Source organism: Acinetobacter sp. Marseille-Q1623, from assembly GCF_902809895.1.
GTDB classification, from domain to species: Bacteria; Pseudomonadota; Gammaproteobacteria; order Pseudomonadales; family Moraxellaceae; genus Acinetobacter; species Acinetobacter piscicola_A.
The window spans coordinates 649,240-667,426 of the sequence record NZ_CADDWG010000001.1 but is presented as its reverse complement, the minus strand read 5'-3'; the positions used below and the strand labels follow the sequence as shown (position 1 = coordinate 667,426).

Below are 18,187 nucleotides of genomic sequence, written 5' to 3'. Positions count from 1 at the left end.
TATTTTTTGTAAAATACTCATTTTAATACAGTTTATATTAGGTTGAACGGCTACAGACATAACGCTCGTAATGTTCAATCAGAATATTGTGATCTTTAAATTGCTGATTGAATGACTTACAAAATTTTTCTATTTTAGCTTCATCATTCGGTACCAATAACCAATAATAAGCTTCGGCATACACCAATAAAAGTTGGTAATCAATCTGTTCTGCGACCGTGAGAACTTCCTCTAACACAATATCTAAAATTTGTTCATTTACATCATAATAGCGCCCAATCACCGCTTTATGCTGTTCAAAATACGCTAAAATTGGATCTGCTTTGGCTGCAATGTTGTCTTTTAATACAGTTAAATCGATCTGAAAATCTTGTAAAACAGCAGATTGTTCCATTTCATTTTCAAACAAACAATCAGGCTGCATTTTCATCATATACAATAGCGTGGCAAAATTTTCCTCTTTGATCCATTGTAGAAAATCAGAAAAATTTTTCCGATATTTTTTCTTGGGAATCTCAGCATTTTTAAGTAATGGAAACCAATGTTGCAGAATTTTATAAATTTTTTTATCATCCATGGCAAAAACTCTAGTCTTTTTCGTGCTTGAATTTTATGACAAATGCATTTAACTCTGATGACATGATGTCGATTTTAAGCCGCAAAGCGTTGTTTTTCTGTAGCCACATGAATGCTATTTAAAAAATACAAATAAAAATATAATATTGAATTTAATCATCTTTTTTATTTAAAAAACAATTAAATTACTGTTTTTTAAAGTTTAAATCCTGAGTTCATTGGCTCAATCTCGCTTTAACGATAAAATAGCCCGAGAAAATACCAGATCAACACTTTTAAGTATGCAAATTGATTGATCTACAAGCGTAAGGATAAATTCATTATGGCACTATTTGCAGTCATTGGTTTAGGGAGTTTTGGCGGCACAGTAGCGCTAGAATTGACCCACTTAAATCACGATGTGATTGGGATTGATACCCTGAAAAAGAATGTCGAAAATATCGCAGATCAAATCAGTCACGCCGTGATTGCTGATGCGACCGATGAACATGTCCTCGAAGAACTCAATATTCAAAATTGTGATGCTGTTGTCGTTGCCATTGGTGATGATATTGAAGCCAGTATTTTATGTGTTCTTCATTTAAAAAATTTAGGCATTCACCAAATCTTGGTCAAAGCCAAATCCAAAGCACACCACATGATTTTATCGCATTTGGGTGTAGATCAAATTATTCATCCTGAAGAAGACATGGGAATCCGTGTTGCACAGTCATTAAGTTATCCGATGGTACGCCGTTATATGGCACTTAATAATGAGCGTTATATTGTCAAAATTGAAATTGCATCCAATTTACAAGGTGCACAATTCCAAACATTAATGGATGATAGCAATAATGAAATTCATACCTTGTTATTGCAACGTGGCTCGCATGTACTCTATCAGATTGCACCAGGTACCATTTTACAAGAAAAAGATATTTTGATTGTTGAAGGTCCTGTGGAACAATTACGACAACTTTCTAATCGCTTCTTATAGAATGAATTATGCGTTTATCTAAAAAAGAATTGATCAATAAAAAGCATAATCGCATTAATCTCAGTCCGCCGAGTTTATTAGCCTTAGGTTTTTTAAGTTTCATTATCATTGGTACTTTGTTGCTGAAGCTTCCTTTTGCGCATCACGGGGAACTTTCTTGGATTAATGCCTTATTTACTGCAACGTCAGCCGTCACGATTACAGGTTTGTCAGTGGTCAATATTGGTGAGTCCTTCACGACTTTTGGCAAAGTGGTGGTTATGTTGCTGATCCAATGTGGTGGTTTAGGCTTTATGACCTTTGCTATTTTGGCTGCACTCAGTTTGTCCTCACGTGTTGGTCTTAAACAACAAGTGATGGCACAAGAAATCATTGGGCAAACCAGCCTATCTAAAGCCACAACGACCATCAAAGGCGTACTGATTTATTCTTTGTTTTTTGAAGCCATTGGAACGATTATTTTAACCATTGCATGGTCAAATCACTACGATATTGAACATGCCTTTTTCTACGCCCTGTTTTATAGTATTTCCGCCTTTAATAATGGTGGATTTTCCTTATTTCCCAATAGTTTAATGAGTTTCTCTGATCAATATATGGTCACGTTCACCATTAGTATGTTGTATATGATTGGTGGGATTGGTTTTGTCGTATTAATGGATATTCGGCGTGCTCAAAAATGGAAAAAACTCTCTGCTAACAGTAAGCTAGTGCTCTCCACCATTGCAGGATTAAACTTATTTGCTTTTGTAACGATTTGGTTAATTGAAGCATCCAACCCTCTAACGCTTGCCCCTATGTCGATAGGAGATCAAGCCTTAAATGCATGGTTCCACGCAACTGTACCTCGTTCTTCAGGCTTTAACAGTCTCGAAGTTGGCAACATGAGTAATGCATCCACCTTAGTGACCATGGTACTCATGTTTATTGGTGGAGGCTCTTTAAGTACCGCAGGTGGTATCAAGGTAGGTACATTTATTATTATGATTTTAAGCGTGGTGACTTTCTTAAAGCGTTCAGATGAAATTAGGGTGTTTGGACATTCCATTTCACATCAAGCGACATTTAAAGCACTTGCCGTAATTGCCATCAATTCCTTATTGATTCTGATCGGTTTCTTTACCCTTTTGCTGCTTGAACCGAATAAAAAGTTCTTAGATTTATTATTTGAAGCCGTATCTGCGGCATGTACTGTCGGTTTATCTCGTGGTATCACAGAAGACTTACATGCAGGTAGTTTAATTACATTAATGCTACTGATGTTTGCAGGGCGATTAGGGCCTTTAACCTTGGCATATTTAATTGCAACACCCAATAAAAGCCGTGTTAGCCATCCTAATGCTGAAATTCAGGTGGGTTAAAATATCAACTTTTGTTCTTAATCAATAAAAAACCGCTCAATTTTGAGCGGTTTTCTTTATGCTGTATCTTTTAATACGCATTCATCAATGAAACACCTAAACCAACATAAGTTGCACGATGATTATAATCAATCAAGCTTTCACCATAACCATCAAACAGTTGGAAATGTCCACGTAATTTGCCTTTAATTGGAAATGCCCAATCAAACTGTGCTGCACCATGTGAATCATCACCACCTTTGAGCGAATGACGCAACATCAAAGAAAACTCATTGTCTTTCCAGCGATAAAATGCAGTGACATCACCACGTCCAACATAGTCTTCAATATCAGCATTATTATCATCTTTGGCATCTTCATCTAAACGATACCAAGGACGAATCATCAAAGCAAAGTTATCTTTTTCAAAACCAAGATTCATGATCACTCGGTTCCAACTACGCGACAATGGATCTGAGCGTCCGTTAGATTGGTGATTTAATGTCAGTCCCAATAAACGTCCATTGAGTCCCAACACTTCATAATTGGTTCTAAAAATTAAGCTCGCTTCAGGCTCATAATTGGTTTCACGAAATGGACGCGACTCATCTTCATTATAGACTTGCCAACGTGATGACTGAGTATAGCCTACCCATAAATCACCATTATCACCGATTATATTTTCAACCGCTTTGGTTTTTAACGAGATTTGGAATTTCGCTTCGGTTGATTTTAAATCTTGTGCTTCTTGCACGGTATTCTGTGGATTTGGACTGTGTGGAAATTCATTTTTATTACTTGTCCAATAAGCAGGTAATAAATACACAGGTTGGTGTGCACGAATATTCCATGTTCCGAGTTTACTGTCTGGCGAAAGTTCCCAACGCTTATCTAAAAGTGAGGTATTCGGATCAATCTTTGCCCCATGTACTGAGAATAAACTTTCTACTTTATCTTCAATTTTAGCTTTGATGCCTTGTGGCTCAGCTTTTGGCGCTTCTAATTCTTTTGCAGCGCGTTGTTCCGAAACAATGACAGGAACTGGCTCAGATGTCCCCACTTTAAAAAGTGCATCATAACATGCCAAACGATCTGCATTTGATTCTAAAGCCACACAGGCTTGTGTGCTTGCAGGATTAACAGATGCTGTATCCTCAGCATGTGTCGCTGTCACCCAACCAAAACTGAGCATCATTAAGATGCTCAGATTCAATGGTGTGCGTTCAAAATTTTTGAACGACATAGTCTTCTCCAAAAAGGGTTTTAATTGACTTTTTTGATTTCAAAACCTAACTGTTCTAAAGCCTCTTTTTTGGCGAATGGTGCAACCACTGCTTTTGTTGGCTTTTGACCGATTAAGTAAGTTTGTGCAACACGTTTTAAATCTTCCAAGCTCACTTTCAGTAAACGTTCACGCATTTGACGTCTAAATGCAGGTGTACGTCCATGCAATAACGCATAACAAGCCGTAATTGCTTCACCCGCAGGTGAACCTGGTTTATCCATACTTGAAACTAAACCTAAAATGGCCTCTTCCAGCTGATGTGGTTTTTGTTCTTCATTCATCAACCAGTTTAAACTTGCTTCAAAGTCGGCAAATGTTTCTGCTAAGCGAGGGTCACGATAGCTATAGAAACGGAATGCACAGGCATTGCCATCATAGCTTGCTCCACCACCATAGGCACCGCCTTTCTCACGAATCGCACTATGCAAGAAACCATTGCGTAAGTATGCTGCCAAAATCATGAGTGGCGCAGCATCAGGATGTGACACTTCTACTGCTTGATAAGCCGAGGCGCAGAATTGTACATTGGCTTGAATCAGCCAAGCTTCATCTGCATCACTGGATGAACGCTCAACTTCTGTCAATAAAACAGGGGTCTGATCTACATCTAATTTATCCCAAACATTTTGAATTTCTTCAAGTAAACGTTCAGAATGATGTTCTTCACACACCAACAAAAATTGTTTTGGCGCCAACATTAAACCGCGATGAATTGCTTTTAACTCATCAATTAAAGCATCAAACTCAGCTGCATCATTTTCGATTTTAGTCACAAGTTCAGCTAACCAATTTAATGCCCCTAAACCTGTATTTTGGTAATCACGCTGTGCCAAAGCACTGCTGTTACGAGAGGCAATTTGCATCGCATAACTATGACCTGAACCTGACAAACGAGATGCCCAACGGGTTTTACGTTGCTGCAATAGCTCTAAAATACGGTCTTTTTCATCGAAACGTAATTGCTCAAATGCCAACTTTAATAAGCCAATTGCATCAAGTTTGTCGGATAAAGACTTAGTGGTTAATGTCAACCAAGCCGTAATTTTGCCTTTATCATCAGTTTTTGAACGTAAAGATGCCCCCATACCTAAGCCGCCACTAACTGCTGTTTGCAGTTGTTGTAACTCAAGATAATCATATTGGCCTGCACCCACTTCACCCATCAAAATCGACAGTAAATTAAAATATGGTGACTTCACAATTTGATCAGGAATTTGAATCAACACTTGTTGATAGTAAATACCATTAGTTCCTGCATGGTACAGATTTAAAGGTGTATCCACCTGATTTGAAATGATTTCACGCAATTGACCTTGTACGATGGTCAAGTCTGCAGGAATATCTTCTAACCCGACTTTTGGCAATAAATTTAAATCATCAGGTGTTTCTTGACGGATTTTTAACGCTTCAGTTTGTGCAATAATTTCTGCTTTTTCAGCTTCTGTTAATGCTGCACCGATTTTCGCTAAACGTGCCTTTTCATCTGCTGCTTCTTGTGCTGATTTATGTGCATCAGGCACTAAAGTCAGTTGTACACGATGTGGGTTGTCCAAAAGATAAGTTTGAATCAAGTTTGACAACCACATTGGGTCTTTAAGTTCTTCTTTTACTTCAGCAATGGCGGTATCGACATCCCAAACATGCACGGGGTCATTATGGTGAATCGCACTGCCTAAACCATTTAAAATCAAAGACAAACCATACGGTGTACCATCGCCATTGATTTCACGTTGATGCAATTCGATTTGATGTAAAATTGCTTCAACAATCTCAGGATCGGCAGGTTTAGACGCAGCCTGTTGTAAAATATTCAACACACCATTTTTAAATTCTTCCGCATGTTCAGGGTTTGAACCTTGTACAGCACAGTAGAATGTCATTTCAAAATTAGAATCATCCACCCCCATAAACGGACCTGTAGACTGTGCATAACCACACGTTTCTAAATAATGACGTAGTGGTGAAGCCGAATTTTCTAGCAAAACTCCTTCAACTAAACGCATACCTAAACGCACTTTGATATTGCTTGCCTCAGGCAATAACCAAGACAAAACATGATAGGTTTTATCTTTTAAATCATCACCATCAAGTGCATAAGTCTCTTGTACGGCAATCGGTGCAGTCAAACGTTGTTCAGGTTTTGAATATAAAGTCTCACCTTTTTCAAATTTTGATAAGGCTAAAGTTTCAAATTGCGCTTGTAAATCATAAGCAGTTTGATTACCAAAGGTCATAAAGACCGCATTACTTGGATGATAGTGAGATTTATAGAAACTCACCAATTCATCATAAGTTAGGTCAGGAATATCTTTTGGGTCACCGCCTGAGTTGTAGTGATAAGTCGTTTTGGGAAATAAATGATGAGCCAATTGGTGATAAAGCTGATCTGAAGGAGAACTCATAGCCCCTTTCATTTCATTAAAAACCACGCCTTTATACACAGGTTCGCCATTTTCCAGCTCAATGCGAATGCCTTCCTGTGCGAAATCTAATGGATTCAAATTCGCTGCAAATGCTGCATCCATATACACTTCTAAAAGGTTTTGGAAGTCCTTTTTATTTTGTGTTGCAAATGGATAAGCTGTCCAATCCGCTGCGGTAAACGCATTCATGAACGTATTCAGTGAACGGCGAATCATCAAGAAAAATGGATCACGTACAGGGAATTTTTCAGACCCACATAATGCAGTATGCTCTAAAATATGCGCTTCGCCTTTAGAGTCCATTGGCTGTGTACGGAAGGCAACTAAGAATACATTCTCATCATGTTCAGTTGCCAGATGAAAATGTACCGCACCTGTCACTTTATGCTTATATTCTGAAACTAAAATATCTAAAGCTTCAACATGGTGTTGACGTACCAACTGAAACGCAGGATGAACAGGTTGGGCTAAGGTTTCAGTGACATCTACAGTCATGTGATCTCCTAAAATTTAAAAAAATATTACATTTAATATGGCATTATACATTCAGAATTCAATCTAATTCATCTATTAAAGATGATGCCATTACAAAAATCCCTAGTTCTATGCTCGGAATTGTAAATGTAATTATTTTTCAGGTTATTGATCACACTTTTAAAATGACTGCTTTTAGCAAACTAACAGGTCAGATCAGCACATTTACAAAGTCTTATGGCTTTAAATTGAACCGAATATACAAATACCTCATATAAATGTTTTAAACCACAAACGTAAAGCCTAATTACTTAGGCTAAATAAACGTCATTATGTACTTTTAAAAATCAGATTAGGATTGCTGTATTTGAGCCTGATTGAATTTTTTTGATAAGAAAATACAAACTAAAATCGCAACTAACAACACCGCAGATGCAGCGAAACGACTTAAGTCCAAACCACCATGATCTAAAGGTTTATCTAAGAAATCGCCAACAACTGCACCTAAAGGACGTGTAAGTACAAAGGCTGCCCAAAACAATAAAGTTCGAGAGACTTTCGTGCAAAAATATAAAGCCACGATCACGGCCAATAAAGCCACGTATAGGAAAATACCACCTGTATATCCTAATCCTGCTGTATCTGATGACCAATCACCCAAGGCTGTACCTAAAGTCTGTGAAAAGGTAATGGTCAACCAATAAAACAATTCTGTACGAGGATGATCAATCAAATGCGGAGAAATTGTCCCTTCAACTTTGTACCAACTATATAATGAAATTAGCACCAAACTTAGTAATAATGTACTTCCTCCCAAATAACCAATGTCCAATGAACGGTCAACAAAGTCCGCTAAAGTCGTCCCCACTGTCGTACTGGCAATAATGGTAAACCAATACAAATATGGCTGATAAGTTTTAGCCTTGACTTGAAAAAATACAAAAGCAATGAAAATAAATGCAAAAATAAAAGTACTGACCAAGTAGCCCAAATTCATGGACATCGACACAGCATCACCTGCTGTTTCACCAAATGTTGTGGCAAATATTTTAGTGATCCAAAACAGCAAAGTAACTTGAGGAACTTTTGAAATAAGTTCGGATTTGAGATTTTCCATGACAGTATGCTAAATATCGAAGAAAGTCTAATCATTCGCTGAACAACTTAATCTGAGCTTAAGATTTTCAAAGTACAAATATTTTTTTATTTTTAACCTAATACACTCATCAAGACTTTATCCATTAAAAATCGCCCTCAATCCCCCCCCTCTCCCTGAGCCGTATCATGCTTGTTGTCAATTTTCTACACATAAAATATCGATCATTTGCACTTGATCACGATTTACAGCAACATCTAATTGCATGATTTCATGCTCAAACCATTGTGTTGGTAAAATACGCATTGGCTTTAATTGTGAACTTTGATTTATTTTTTGAGTTGTAGTTTAAATGCAAAATTTAAGTTTTTAGATTTAACTGCTTACTTCACAAATGAATAAACCATCTGAACAATGCTGATTGAGCTGAATTTTCTTCAACAAACTATGGTAAAACTGAGCATTCGTGTAAACTTTAGCTTTTTAAAACCCTAGATGTGATGAATAACATGGCTACAGTTGATCTTTTTGCAATTGGTAATGCACTCATTGACCAAGAATTTACAGTATCTGATACATTTTTAGCTGAACAAAATTTGCAAAAAGGCACCATGCAACTCACCGATGGTGAAACCCAAACTCAACTTTATAATAATTTAAAAGCCAGTCAAGTTTATAAAGGCCAAGCTTCAGGTGGTTCTGCTGCCAATACGACTGTGGCATTTAGTGCCTTAGGTGCTTCTGCATTTTATGCATGCCGTGTAGGAAATGATGAACTCGGTGCAATTTATTTAAATGGTTTAAATGAAGCAGGTATTCAAACCTCAGAAAAGTCTATCAGCGAAGGCATAACAGGAACCTGTATGGTTTTAGTGAGCGAAGACTCTGAACGCACCATGCATACGTATTTGGGTATTACAGCTGAATTGTCAGATGTACAAATGGATTTTGAACCCTTAAAAACAGCAAAATGGCTGTATATTGAAGGTTATTTATCAACAAGTGACTCTGCACGTGCAGCAGTCAAAATTGCTCGACAAATTGCGCGTGAAAATGGTGTTAAAATCGCACTCACATTATCTGACCCTGCAATGGTGCAATATGCACGTACAGGCTTAGACGAATTAATTGATGATGGTGTCGACCTCATTTTCTGTAATGAACAAGAAGCCATGATGTATACCGAAACTGATTCAGTTGAAGCAGCCTTGGCAAAATTGAAATTACTTAGCCATGACGTTGTCATTACACTCAGTGAAAAAGGTGCGCTTGTTGCTAATCAAGAACAACATTTCCATATTCAAGGACGTAAAGTGGTGGCAATAGATGCGAACGGTGCAGGTGATGCTTTCGCAGGTGCATTCTTATATGCACTGAATGCGGGTGAATCTTTACAAACAGCTGCACAATTGGCAATTTTAATCTCAAGTGAAGTGGTTTCTCAGTTTGGTCCTCGTTTAGCAGTTGCAGATTATGCAAACTTGCTTGCAAGCTTTAAAAAGGAATGTGCATAAAATGTCTGAAAAAATTGCCATGATGGAAGAAATTCCAGAACGTGAAGCACGTGCATTTGACACCATGACAGGTGATACGATTTTCATTACTCAGCGTGATGGTGCATTCTATGCCTATCAAAATGTTTGCCCTCACCTACAAACTGAACTTGAATTTTTAGAAAATCAGTTTTTAGACCAAGATGGTGAATATATCCAATGTTCAACTCACGGTGCTTTATTTAATGTTGAAACAGGCGAATGTATTTCTGGCCCTTGTTTGGGCGATACGCTTGAAAAAGTGAATATCAAAGTACATTCTGATGGTGGCATTTACATTGTAGAAGAATAATTGATTCGCAGGGACCGCCATGTTTGCATTTTTTTTAGAATATGACTTAATGCCTTTTCATTTAAGTGTACTCGCTTTAATTTTGCTAAGCATGGCGGAAACGATTGGTTATTATGTGGGCTTAAGACCCAGCACTTTTCTGAAACGTATTTTGCCACATTGGCTGTCCCGTGCCCCACTACTACAGGTAAAGTTTGCTAAAGTTCTGATTTTTGTATTTTTATTGATTAATTTCAGCTTTGCAGGCTATTTTTTACAACTGTGTATTTTTGCCAGTCAGCAACAGTTTTTCCCTTGGTACTATGTCATTTTACCCGCTTCAGTCATCGCTATTTTCTTTACGGTATTTATGATTCACTGTTTAGATCAGGTGATCAAGCCCAAATTTAGTCCAACAACAGTAAATTTATTAGGACGTTTGGCAACGGTATCGAGTGGTAATGCCCGCCCCGGTTTTTCAGCACAAGCCCGTGTCCGTGACGAATTTGGTCAACTACACTATGTACAAGTTGAACCTGAGTTTGGTGAATTAGAGTTTCAGTCGCAAATTATTTTAATTCGTTTTCGTAAATCACATTACATTGCCAAAAAAATCTCAGTCTCTAATGATTTATTTAGCTTAGAATAATTTTCAATCAACACAGCGCATCAGTGCCTATTTATCTAAAAAATCTTAAATTAAATTTTAATTTTCCCAAAAAAATTTAAATCCTGTCTCTGGCAAACCTGTTCGAGGGTTCAATCCTTTTGATTTAGCTAATTCTTCCACTAACTCTGGATTAGGCTGTGCAGGAGATGGACTTTCATACCAACGCTGAAATGCTATTTTACCATCCCATGTTGGTAATTGTGCAGATGTTAATGGAATGATTTCATCTAGTTCTTTCACGGTCACAGGAAGCTCTCGATTTGACTCAAGATAATCAAAAATATATTCATAACGCTTCGCGCGCTCTTGATGCATACTTGTGTACTTGCCCTGCTCAAGCTGAGCATTAACTAATAAATATAATTTTCGAGCTGCGTTTATATGACCCAATTTAACCGCTTCACGATAACTTTTTATAGCCTGTTCAGGCTGTTGCTGTGCCTCCCAATATTCTCCTTGTATAAAATTAGCCTCTGCCACATGATTTTTTGCAGCACAATCAATTAAATCCTTATATAATTCATCATGATATTGTTTAGAGTCCGCGTCTTGTATCATGGCGATCTTTTCAGCTAACTTAAACTGTGCTTTACCACTGCCCATCCATGCCGAAGCTTTTACAAACTGAAGTCCCTCTTGTTGAAAATACAAATCTGTATCACGCAGTACTACCCCATGAGGTTTAAATATTCCGTATGCAGCTGCAATCCGTTGATAACGTTCTATTTGTAAAGACCAATATCCATTTTTTTCTTCTTTTGAGGTATGCCATTGTAGCCAAATTGCATAGTCATATAATGCTTGTGCAGGATGATCCGAAAGAAGTTTTTGTGCAGGTTCAAGCGGACAAATAAATTTCTCATTTCGCTTAAAATTTTGATTAAACTCAATTAGATCATTCTTTTTCTGTTGTATTCTTTCAACTTCAAGTTGTTGTTGTACTAAGTTTTCTGAAGATGAACAATATTTAGGTTGTGATGTTCCAGTACCACTCGAAAGCTGAAATTCACAATCAATATAGTATTTACAACGCCAAACGAGCAATGTCACGATCGTCAATACAACAATCACAATTCCAGTTTTTTTCTGCATTTTAATTTACGATTGATAAAAATTTAAATAGCGTATGCATAACATAACTGATTTTCATCTTTTCTTAAAATAATTCTCAACAACATATCTTTTCTAAGATTAATTATCATTATTCATTCTAATTACGATTATTCAGAGTAAATTAGTTGGTTTTAATTTTTAATCCAACCATTTTAATTAGCTTTAATAAATATTAATTACAAGTGTTTTAGTCAGGTTTAAATTATTAATTCAAAGTATTTTAATCAACTTTAATTTTAGTTTATTTTTTAATTAATCAAAATACAAACCATTGTTTATATTACAAATAATAATATATTTTTATTTTAATTATTTTATCTATTTATTTTCTGTTGTGTTTTGTTTAATAATATAAAAAGAGTTTAAAAATAGGCTTTGTTATGAGCTTTAAACGCACTGATATAAATCGTCGTCTAGTCAGAGAAATTACGATCATTTTAATAATTAAGGTCATTCTTTTACTTATCATCAAACATATTTGGTTTGATGCTCCGACGATTCCTAAAGATTTTGATAACCAAGTTGCTGAGCGTATTGCTGGCAGTCCTTCCCAAACTAAGGAGACACGTTGATGATTTCTGAAAGCGTGGTCGATCTTTCGCGGTTCCAATTTGCAATGACCGCGTTGTATCACTTTATTTTTGTGCCTTTAACTCTAGGTTTAGCTTTTATTCTTGCCATTATGGAAACCACATACGTGATTTCTGGTAAAGAAATTTATAAAGACATGACTAAATTCTGGGGAAAACTCTTTGGTATTAACTTTGCCTTAGGTGTAACTACAGGTTTAACCATGGAGTTTCAATTCGGTACCAACTGGGCGTATTACTCACATTATGTGGGCGATATTTTCGGTGCACCGCTTGCTATTGAAGGATTAATGGCATTCTTTTTGGAATCAACTTTTATTGGTTTGTTCTTTTTTGGCTGGGATCGCCTCTCTAAAGTTCAACATTTAGCCGTAACATGGCTCGTCGCCCTAGGCTCCAACATGTCGGCATTGTGGATTTTAGTCGCTAATGGATGGATGCAAAACCCTGTCGGGGCTGCATTTAACTATGAAACTATGCGTATGGAACTTGTAGACTTCGGTGCGTTGATTTTCAACCCTGTTGCCCAAGTCAAATTTGTTCACACGGTTTCTTCGGGTTATGTGACTGGTGCGATTTTCGTTTTAGCTATTTCAAGTTTTTACTTGCTGAAAAAACGTGACATGCCTTTTGCACGCCGTTCTTTTGCCATTGCTGCCATCTTCGGTTTAGCATCGACATTGTCTGTGATCTTACTGGGTGACGAGTCTGGTTATGAGTTGGGTGATGTTCAAAAAACTAAACTTGCAGCCATTGAAGCGGAATGGGATACCCATCCTGCACCTGCACCATTTACTTTGTTTGGTATTCCAAACCAAGAAGAACAACGTACCGACTATGCTATCCGTATTCCATACGTGATGGGGATCATTGCGACACGCTCTTTAGACAAAGAAGTCACTGGTATTAAAGATTTGATGGTTCAACATGAAGCACGTATCCGTAATGGTATGGTGGCATATAGTGAACTTGAAAAATTACGTGCGGGTGATCGCTCTCCTGAGTTGTTGGCATCATTTGAACAAAATCAAAAAGACTTAGGTTACGGCTTACTTCTTAAAAAATACACACCCACTGTTGTAGATGCGTCTGAAGATCATATTAAAGCAGCAACAAAAGATACGATTCCAAACGTCACTGCATTGTTCTTCTCATTCCGTGCGATGGTCGCTTCTGGTTTCTTAATGTTATTACTGTTCATTCTTGCAACATATGCAGTGGCAAAACGTAATGCAGAAAACAAACCATGGTTACTGAAATTTGCATTGTATGCATTACCTTTACCATGGATCGCAACTCAAACAGGTTGGTATGTGGCTGAAGGTGGTCGTCAACCATGGACCATTGGTGAAGTATTACCAACACATTTATCAGCATCTAGCTTAAGTACAGGTGATGTGTGGGGTTCAATCATTGCACTTGCAGCGTTCTATACTGTTCTTCTCATCATCGAAATGTACTTAATGATCAAATTTGCGCGCTTAGGACCAAGTTCTTTGCATACAGGTAAATATCATTTTGAAAAATTAGAAGCTCAAAACCAAGCTGTTGGGGAGGCTCAATCATGATCGAATATGAATTACTGAAAATCATTTGGTGGGTGCTTGTTGGTGTTCTACTGATTGGCTTTGCCCTCACCGATGGCTTCGACATGGGTTCTATGGCCATCATGCCATTTGTAGGCAAAACAGATGACGAACGTCGTGCGGCAATCAATACGATTGCCCCACACTGGGACGGCAACCAAGTCTGGTTCATTACCGCAGGTGGTGCCTTATTCGCTGCATGGCCGATGGTTTATGCAACTGCCTTTTCAGGTATGTATTGGGCACTGTTACTGGTTCTCTTTGCCCTATTCTTACGACCTGTGGGCTTTGACTATCGTTCTAAACTTGAAAATACCCAATGGCGTACATCATGGGACTGGGGCTTAGCCATCGGTGGTGCTGTACCTGCGCTGGTCTTTGGTGTTGCATTTGGTAATATGTTCTTAGGCGTACCTTTCACACTAGATGAAACTGTACGTTCGACTTATACAGGCAGCTTCTTTGCCTTGTTAAACCCATTTGCATTAATTTGTGGTTTAGTCAGCCTTTCTATGCTGAATGCCCACGGCGGTGCGTGGCTCATGCTCCGTACAGATGGTGCATTACGTCAACGTTCTGCGAAAGCAACACAATTAATGGGTATCGTATTCCTCGTATGTTTCTTAGGTGCGGGGGCATGGTTATACTTTGGTAATATCGAAGGTTATACACTTGCTCAACCTTTTGATACCAATGGCGTTGCTAATCCTTTGGCTAAAGAAGTCATTACCAACAACAACCACGGTTGGATGAATAACTATTCAACTTATCCAATTACCATGATCGCACCGATTATGGCAATTTTGGGTAGCTTAATCGTGATTGCTTCAGCGGCTAAAGGCAAAGCAGGCTTGAGTTTCACAGGTACTTCACTCATGATTGTGGGTGCAATCCTCACTGCTGGTTTTGCATTGTTCCCATTCCTTATGCCATCAAGCATCAACCCAGTTGCAAGCTTGACCATGTGGGATGCTGTTTCAAGTAAAAATACTTTAACTGTCATGACTGTTGCTGCATGTATCTTTGTACCGATCATTTTGTGTTATACCACTTGGTGTTATTACAAAATGTGGGGTGTGATCACCAACAAACATGTACAAGAAAATTCACACAGTCTTTACTAAGTTAAAGTCGAAGGAGAACAAATATGTGGTATTTTGCTTGGATTCTTGGGATTTTGATGGCATGTTTTGCAGGTGTGCTCAGTGCGCTCTACATTGAACATCATCAAGATTTAGATGAGGAATAACAACATGACAGAAATCGCAATGACAACAGAAGAAAGTAAGCCTAACAAATTTGCTATGGCAGTTTCATTTTTAATGGCATTGCCTTTAGCTGCGGTTTTATTACTCCATCCTGCAATGATGCTCGATGCCAATGGTCACTATAACCATACGGTTTTAATATTGGTGATGATCGGGATCTCAGGTGGATTTATTCATGGCGTAGGATTTCTGCCACGGTTTTGGTTATGGAAATGGTTATTTAGCCCTTATGTTGCATGGCCACTCATGCTTTGGGGCTATTACACGTGGTTCTTGACCTGATCCTTTAAAAGAAAACCCTGATTTATTCAGGGTTTTTTATATCTAGTTATCAAATCCAAATATAAAACGTATTTTGCCATGCAATTTTTTTAATCGAATGACTTCATCAAAAAAATATGCTAGGTATTCACGAATATCCTGTTGCCAATTAACCTCTACACAATCACCGATTTTTCCTTTTAAATATTCTTCCTCGGTCACAATAGTGGTGCTAGGTTTATACTGAGAATAATCAAAATTTGGATCGGACTTTTTATTCCATTTTGAATATTCACTATAAAAGATCAATCCATCCAACCTGCTTATTTTTGCTGATGAATTCCATTCAATCATTTCATGATCACTTAACCAAGAATAAGAATGATCCCCTAGCCATATTTCATAGTTATCTTCTGGATAGGAAGTTTCATTTTGAATGCGACTATTCCATAAGCTTAGAGAGTGAGTTTTATACAGATTTTCTTCATTTAAATTAATTTCTTTGGGTAATCCTCTAGGTAAATCAATATAACTAAAATCATTGGAATTTCGTATATTAGCCAGTATTGAAAATAAGTAATAATCTCTTTTCTCATCGTATTCTGATGCGATATCAACCCATAAATTTAAGTTCGGTTCATATTTTTGAAAAAAACCATGAATATCTGTTCCCATTTTACCTTCTTCTCATTTTTCTCAATGATAAAACATTAGAAATCTAAATGACCTTCATCATCTCAACCAAATGTAAATCCACTTGTGGAATGCCTACATCCGCATCCAATGGGTAATCCTCCACGACTCCCGTTTTTATATACCCTCGTCTTTCATAAAATGCGATTAATTCTGTACGCACACTAAGTACCCACATCACATATGTTTTTAAATCAAACTGAATATCTTTAGCATATTTTTCAGCATTGTCTAAAACCAATTTTCCCAGCCCCTGATTTTGCCAATCAGGTGAAATGGCAAAAGTGCCTATTTCCACTGATAACTCTTCAAAAGTTAACCCAATACACGCTACAACTTGGTTGTTTTGTTCAGCAACAAGCAAATGAAAATTATGATTTTTGAATAACTGCTCAAGCTGATCACGTGAAATTCTTTCCCCCATCACGATTTCGGCTTCAGTCGTCCATGTATTTTCACTTTTTTGACGATAGGCTGCATTGATGAGCTTCACCAATTGAGCAATATCAGTGTTTATTGCTAAACGGTATTTTAAAAGGATTTTTGCCATTGTCATTGTTCAAGTTAGCTTTTCATTTTCTAAAAATGATAGCCTAATTTTATGATCTTCACACAACAGCTTTAACAAATAGTCCCTGTCTAATCACCCCTTCCTTCATGTTGCACTCTGACACCATTGTCCAACAATCTTCTCGATTTCTTATAATCAAGTCTTAACACTGCGCTCAGTTCTGCTATGCTAAACACAACTTATTCTTAAGCATGGATGAATCGCATGAGCGTAACTATTGGTACTCCACTCCAATCTTCTGCTTTTAAAGTACTCCTTTTGGGTTCAGGAGAATTGGGCAAAGAAGTCGTGATTTCATTACAACGCCTAGGTGTCGAAGTACATGCAGCAGATCGTTATGAAAATGCGCCCGCAATGCAAGTTGCACATTTTGCTTATGCCTTAAATATGGCAGACCCTGAACAATTAAAAAAACTCATCGAAAAAGTAAAACCAAACTTGATCGTGCCAGAAATTGAAGCCATTGCGACACAAGTCCTCATTGAAATCGAAGAACAAAATATTGCAACCGTCATTCCTTCTGCCAAAGCGGTCAATCTCACTATGAACCGTGAAGGAATCCGTCGTTTGGCTGCTGAAGAACTCGGTTTACCGACGTCTGCTTATCGTTTTGCAAATAGTTTAGAAAGTTTCCGTGCAGCATGTGATGATATTGGCTATCCAAACTTCGTTAAACCTGTCATGTCTTCATCAGGTAAAGGTCAATCACGCGTTAAAGCATTTGCTGAAGTTGATGCTGCTTGGGAATATGCACAAACTGGTGGTCGTGTTAACCAAGGTACCGTCATTGTTGAATCACAGATTGATTTTGACTTTGAAATCACCCTACTGACTGTACGTGCTAAAAATCCAGAAACAGGCGAAGTTGAAACCCATTTTTGCGATGCAATTGGACACCGCCAAGATGCAGGTGACTATGTAGAAAGTTGGCAACCGCAACCCATGACGGATGCTGCCTTAACTGAAGCCAAGCGTATTGCCGATAAAGTGACTGTTGCACTCGGTGGTTGTGGTATTTTTGGGGTAGAACTATTTGTCAAAGGTGACAAAGTATGGTTTAGTGAAGTATCACCACGCCCGCATGATACTGGTTTAGTCACGCTTGCTTCACAATTCCAAAGTGAGTTTGAACTTCATGCACGCGCAATTTTGGGCTTACCTGTCAATACAGCACGTCATAGCGTTGCAGCAAGTGCTGTGATTTATGCAGGTGTCGATGCGAAAAATTTAGAATTTTCTGGCTTAAATCTTGCTTTAGAAAATCCAAATACAGATTTAAGACTGTTTGGTAAACCTGAAGGTTTTAAACGTCGCCGCATGGGTGTGGCAACAGCACGTGCTGAAACAACAGAACAAGCACGTGAGTTAGCATTTGAAACGGCTTCAAAAGTCACAGTGCAACAGAACTAATGTTTTAGAAAAATTTACGGACAATAATTTT

18 protein-coding genes are annotated in these 18,187 nt (G+C 37.8%); 11 read left to right on the top strand and 7 right to left on the bottom strand.

Going from position 1 to position 18,187, the window contains the following annotated elements:
• Nucleotides 1–37: 37 nt before the first annotated feature.
• Entirely contained in the window at nt 38–577 is a 540-nt protein-coding gene (locus tag HUV91_RS03095) for a hypothetical protein (RefSeq protein ID WP_130073315.1), read from the bottom strand.
• Between the two features lie 321 nt (nt 578–898).
• Here HUV91_RS03095 and HUV91_RS03090 point away from each other — a divergent pair, with 321 nt between their 5' ends.
• Nucleotides 899–1,552 carry a potassium channel family protein gene (locus tag HUV91_RS03090; RefSeq protein ID WP_130073314.1) on the top strand — a complete coding sequence of 218 codons (654 nt, stop codon included), beginning with the start codon at nt 899–901 and terminating at the stop codon, nt 1,550–1,552.
• Nucleotides 1,553–1,560: 8 nt separating this feature from the next.
• Entirely contained in the window at nt 1,561–2,913 is a 1,353-nt protein-coding gene (locus HUV91_RS03085) for a TrkH family potassium uptake protein (RefSeq protein ID WP_130073313.1), read from the top strand.
• A 70-nt stretch (nt 2,914–2,983) separates the two neighbouring features.
• Here HUV91_RS03085 and HUV91_RS03080 read toward each other — a convergent pair whose 3' ends face one another.
• The 3 genes from HUV91_RS03080 to HUV91_RS03070 all read right to left on the bottom strand — a co-directional run bounded on the left by HUV91_RS03080 (nt 2,984) and on the right by HUV91_RS03070 (nt 8,191).
• Nucleotides 2,984–4,135, bottom strand: a complete 1,152-nt coding sequence (locus tag HUV91_RS03080) for a phospholipase A (protein ID WP_174492486.1) — start codon at nt 4,133–4,135, stop codon at nt 2,984–2,986.
• Between the two features lie 20 nt (nt 4,136–4,155).
• Nucleotides 4,156–7,095 (bottom strand): insulinase family protein, encoded by a 2,940-nt coding sequence (locus HUV91_RS03075; RefSeq protein WP_174492485.1) that lies wholly within the window; start codon nt 7,093–7,095, stop codon nt 4,156–4,158.
• A 331-nt stretch (nt 7,096–7,426) separates the two neighbouring features.
• Nucleotides 7,427–8,191, bottom strand: coding sequence for a hypothetical protein (locus tag HUV91_RS03070; protein ID WP_174492484.1), 765 nt, complete (start codon nt 8,189–8,191; stop codon nt 7,427–7,429).
• 488 nt (nt 8,192–8,679) lie between these two features.
• Between HUV91_RS03070 and HUV91_RS03065 the strand changes: the two genes are divergently transcribed.
• Genes HUV91_RS03065 through HUV91_RS03055 form a run of 3 tightly spaced genes read left to right on the top strand, consistent with a single transcriptional unit; the run spans nt 8,680 to nt 10,643 of the window.
• Nucleotides 8,680–9,684: an adenosine kinase gene (locus HUV91_RS03065; protein WP_174492483.1), complete on the top strand. Its 1,005-nt coding sequence runs from the start codon at nt 8,680–8,682 to the stop codon at nt 9,682–9,684.
• Nucleotides 9,685–9,703: 19 nt separating this feature from the next.
• Complete coding sequence (locus HUV91_RS03060; protein WP_174493580.1) at nt 9,704–10,015, top strand: Rieske (2Fe-2S) protein; 312 nt, start codon at nt 9,704–9,706, stop codon at nt 10,013–10,015.
• Between the two features lie 19 nt (nt 10,016–10,034).
• Nucleotides 10,035–10,643 carry an OB-fold-containig protein gene (locus tag HUV91_RS03055; protein WP_174492482.1) on the top strand — a complete coding sequence of 203 codons (609 nt, stop codon included), beginning with the start codon at nt 10,035–10,037 and terminating at the stop codon, nt 10,641–10,643.
• Nucleotides 10,644–10,700: 57 nt separating this feature from the next.
• Here HUV91_RS03055 and HUV91_RS03050 read toward each other — a convergent pair whose 3' ends face one another.
• Nucleotides 10,701–11,756, bottom strand: a complete 1,056-nt coding sequence (locus HUV91_RS03050) for a DUF6396 domain-containing protein (RefSeq protein WP_174492481.1) — start codon at nt 11,754–11,756, stop codon at nt 10,701–10,703.
• Nucleotides 11,757–12,157: 401 nt separating this feature from the next.
• On the opposite strand from HUV91_RS03050, the gene cydP reads away from it, so the two are divergent.
• From cydP to HUV91_RS03025, 5 genes are read left to right on the top strand one after another with little or no spacing between them, the layout of a single operon-like run.
• Nucleotides 12,158–12,349, top strand: a complete 192-nt coding sequence (gene cydP, locus HUV91_RS03045) for a cytochrome oxidase putative small subunit CydP (protein WP_174492480.1) — start codon at nt 12,158–12,160, stop codon at nt 12,347–12,349.
• Nucleotides 12,349–13,935, top strand: coding sequence for a cytochrome ubiquinol oxidase subunit I (locus HUV91_RS03040; RefSeq protein ID WP_174492479.1), 1,587 nt, complete (start codon nt 12,349–12,351; stop codon nt 13,933–13,935). The genes cydP and HUV91_RS03040 overlap by 1 nt, the downstream gene beginning before the upstream one ends.
• Nucleotides 13,932–15,077: a cytochrome d ubiquinol oxidase subunit II gene (gene cydB / locus HUV91_RS03035; protein ID WP_130073305.1), complete on the top strand. Its 1,146-nt coding sequence runs from the start codon at nt 13,932–13,934 to the stop codon at nt 15,075–15,077. Before HUV91_RS03040 ends, cydB begins: the two co-directional genes overlap by 4 nt.
• Before the next feature lie 23 nt (nt 15,078–15,100).
• Nucleotides 15,101–15,202 carry a cytochrome bd-I oxidase subunit CydX gene (gene cydX / locus HUV91_RS03030; RefSeq protein ID WP_002120988.1) on the top strand — a complete coding sequence of 34 codons (102 nt, stop codon included), beginning with the start codon at nt 15,101–15,103 and terminating at the stop codon, nt 15,200–15,202.
• Between the two features lie 4 nt (nt 15,203–15,206).
• Complete coding sequence (locus tag HUV91_RS03025) at nt 15,207–15,503, top strand: cyd operon YbgE family protein (RefSeq protein ID WP_174492478.1); 297 nt, start codon at nt 15,207–15,209, stop codon at nt 15,501–15,503.
• Between the two features lie 42 nt (nt 15,504–15,545).
• Here the strand turns inward: HUV91_RS03025 and HUV91_RS03020 are convergent, their stop codons facing one another.
• Nucleotides 15,546–16,157 carry a hypothetical protein gene (locus HUV91_RS03020; RefSeq protein WP_174492477.1) on the bottom strand — a complete coding sequence of 204 codons (612 nt, stop codon included), beginning with the start codon at nt 16,155–16,157 and terminating at the stop codon, nt 15,546–15,548.
• Nucleotides 16,158–16,200: 43 nt separating this feature from the next.
• Nucleotides 16,201–16,725, bottom strand: coding sequence for a GNAT family N-acetyltransferase (locus tag HUV91_RS03015; RefSeq protein ID WP_174492476.1), 525 nt, complete (start codon nt 16,723–16,725; stop codon nt 16,201–16,203).
• 216 nt (nt 16,726–16,941) lie between these two features.
• Between HUV91_RS03015 and purT the strand changes: the two genes are divergently transcribed.
• On the top strand, nt 16,942–18,156 hold the full coding sequence (gene purT, locus HUV91_RS03010) for a formate-dependent phosphoribosylglycinamide formyltransferase (RefSeq protein WP_171457460.1): 1,215 nt from the start codon (nt 16,942–16,944) through the stop codon (nt 18,154–18,156).
• Nucleotides 18,157–18,187: the final 31 nt, after the last annotated feature.

Coding starts and splice junctions, on each gene's coding strand:
- HUV91_RS03090 (WP_130073314.1), top strand. CDS start 899: ATGGCACTATTTGCAGTCATTGGTTTAGGGAGTTTTGGCGGCACAGTA.
- HUV91_RS03085 (WP_130073313.1), top strand. CDS start 1,561: ATGCGTTTATCTAAAAAAGAATTGATCAATAAAAAGCATAATCGCATT.
- HUV91_RS03065 (WP_174492483.1), top strand. CDS start 8,680: ATGGCTACAGTTGATCTTTTTGCAATTGGTAATGCACTCATTGACCAA.
- HUV91_RS03040 (WP_174492479.1), top strand. CDS start 12,349: ATGATTTCTGAAAGCGTGGTCGATCTTTCGCGGTTCCAATTTGCAATG.
- HUV91_RS03060 (WP_174493580.1), top strand. CDS start 9,704: ATGATGGAAGAAATTCCAGAACGTGAAGCACGTGCATTTGACACCATG.
- HUV91_RS03075 (WP_174492485.1), bottom strand. CDS start 7,095: ATGACTGTAGATGTCACTGAAACCTTAGCCCAACCTGTTCATCCTGCG.
- HUV91_RS03015 (WP_174492476.1), bottom strand. CDS start 16,725: ATGGCAAAAATCCTTTTAAAATACCGTTTAGCAATAAACACTGATATT.
- cydP (WP_174492480.1), top strand. CDS start 12,158: ATGAGCTTTAAACGCACTGATATAAATCGTCGTCTAGTCAGAGAAATT.
- HUV91_RS03050 (WP_174492481.1), bottom strand. CDS start 11,756: ATGCAGAAAAAAACTGGAATTGTGATTGTTGTATTGACGATCGTGACA.
- HUV91_RS03055 (WP_174492482.1), top strand. CDS start 10,035: ATGTTTGCATTTTTTTTAGAATATGACTTAATGCCTTTTCATTTAAGT.
- purT (WP_171457460.1), top strand. CDS start 16,942: ATGAATCGCATGAGCGTAACTATTGGTACTCCACTCCAATCTTCTGCT.
- HUV91_RS03095 (WP_130073315.1), bottom strand. CDS start 577: ATGGATGATAAAAAAATTTATAAAATTCTGCAACATTGGTTTCCATTA.
- HUV91_RS03025 (WP_174492478.1), top strand. CDS start 15,207: ATGACAGAAATCGCAATGACAACAGAAGAAAGTAAGCCTAACAAATTT.
- cydX (WP_002120988.1), top strand. CDS start 15,101: ATGTGGTATTTTGCTTGGATTCTTGGGATTTTGATGGCATGTTTTGCA.
- HUV91_RS03070 (WP_174492484.1), bottom strand. CDS start 8,191: ATGGAAAATCTCAAATCCGAACTTATTTCAAAAGTTCCTCAAGTTACT.
- cydB (WP_130073305.1), top strand. CDS start 13,932: ATGATCGAATATGAATTACTGAAAATCATTTGGTGGGTGCTTGTTGGT.
- HUV91_RS03020 (WP_174492477.1), bottom strand. CDS start 16,157: ATGGGAACAGATATTCATGGTTTTTTTCAAAAATATGAACCGAACTTA.
- HUV91_RS03080 (WP_174492486.1), bottom strand. CDS start 4,135: ATGTCGTTCAAAAATTTTGAACGCACACCATTGAATCTGAGCATCTTA.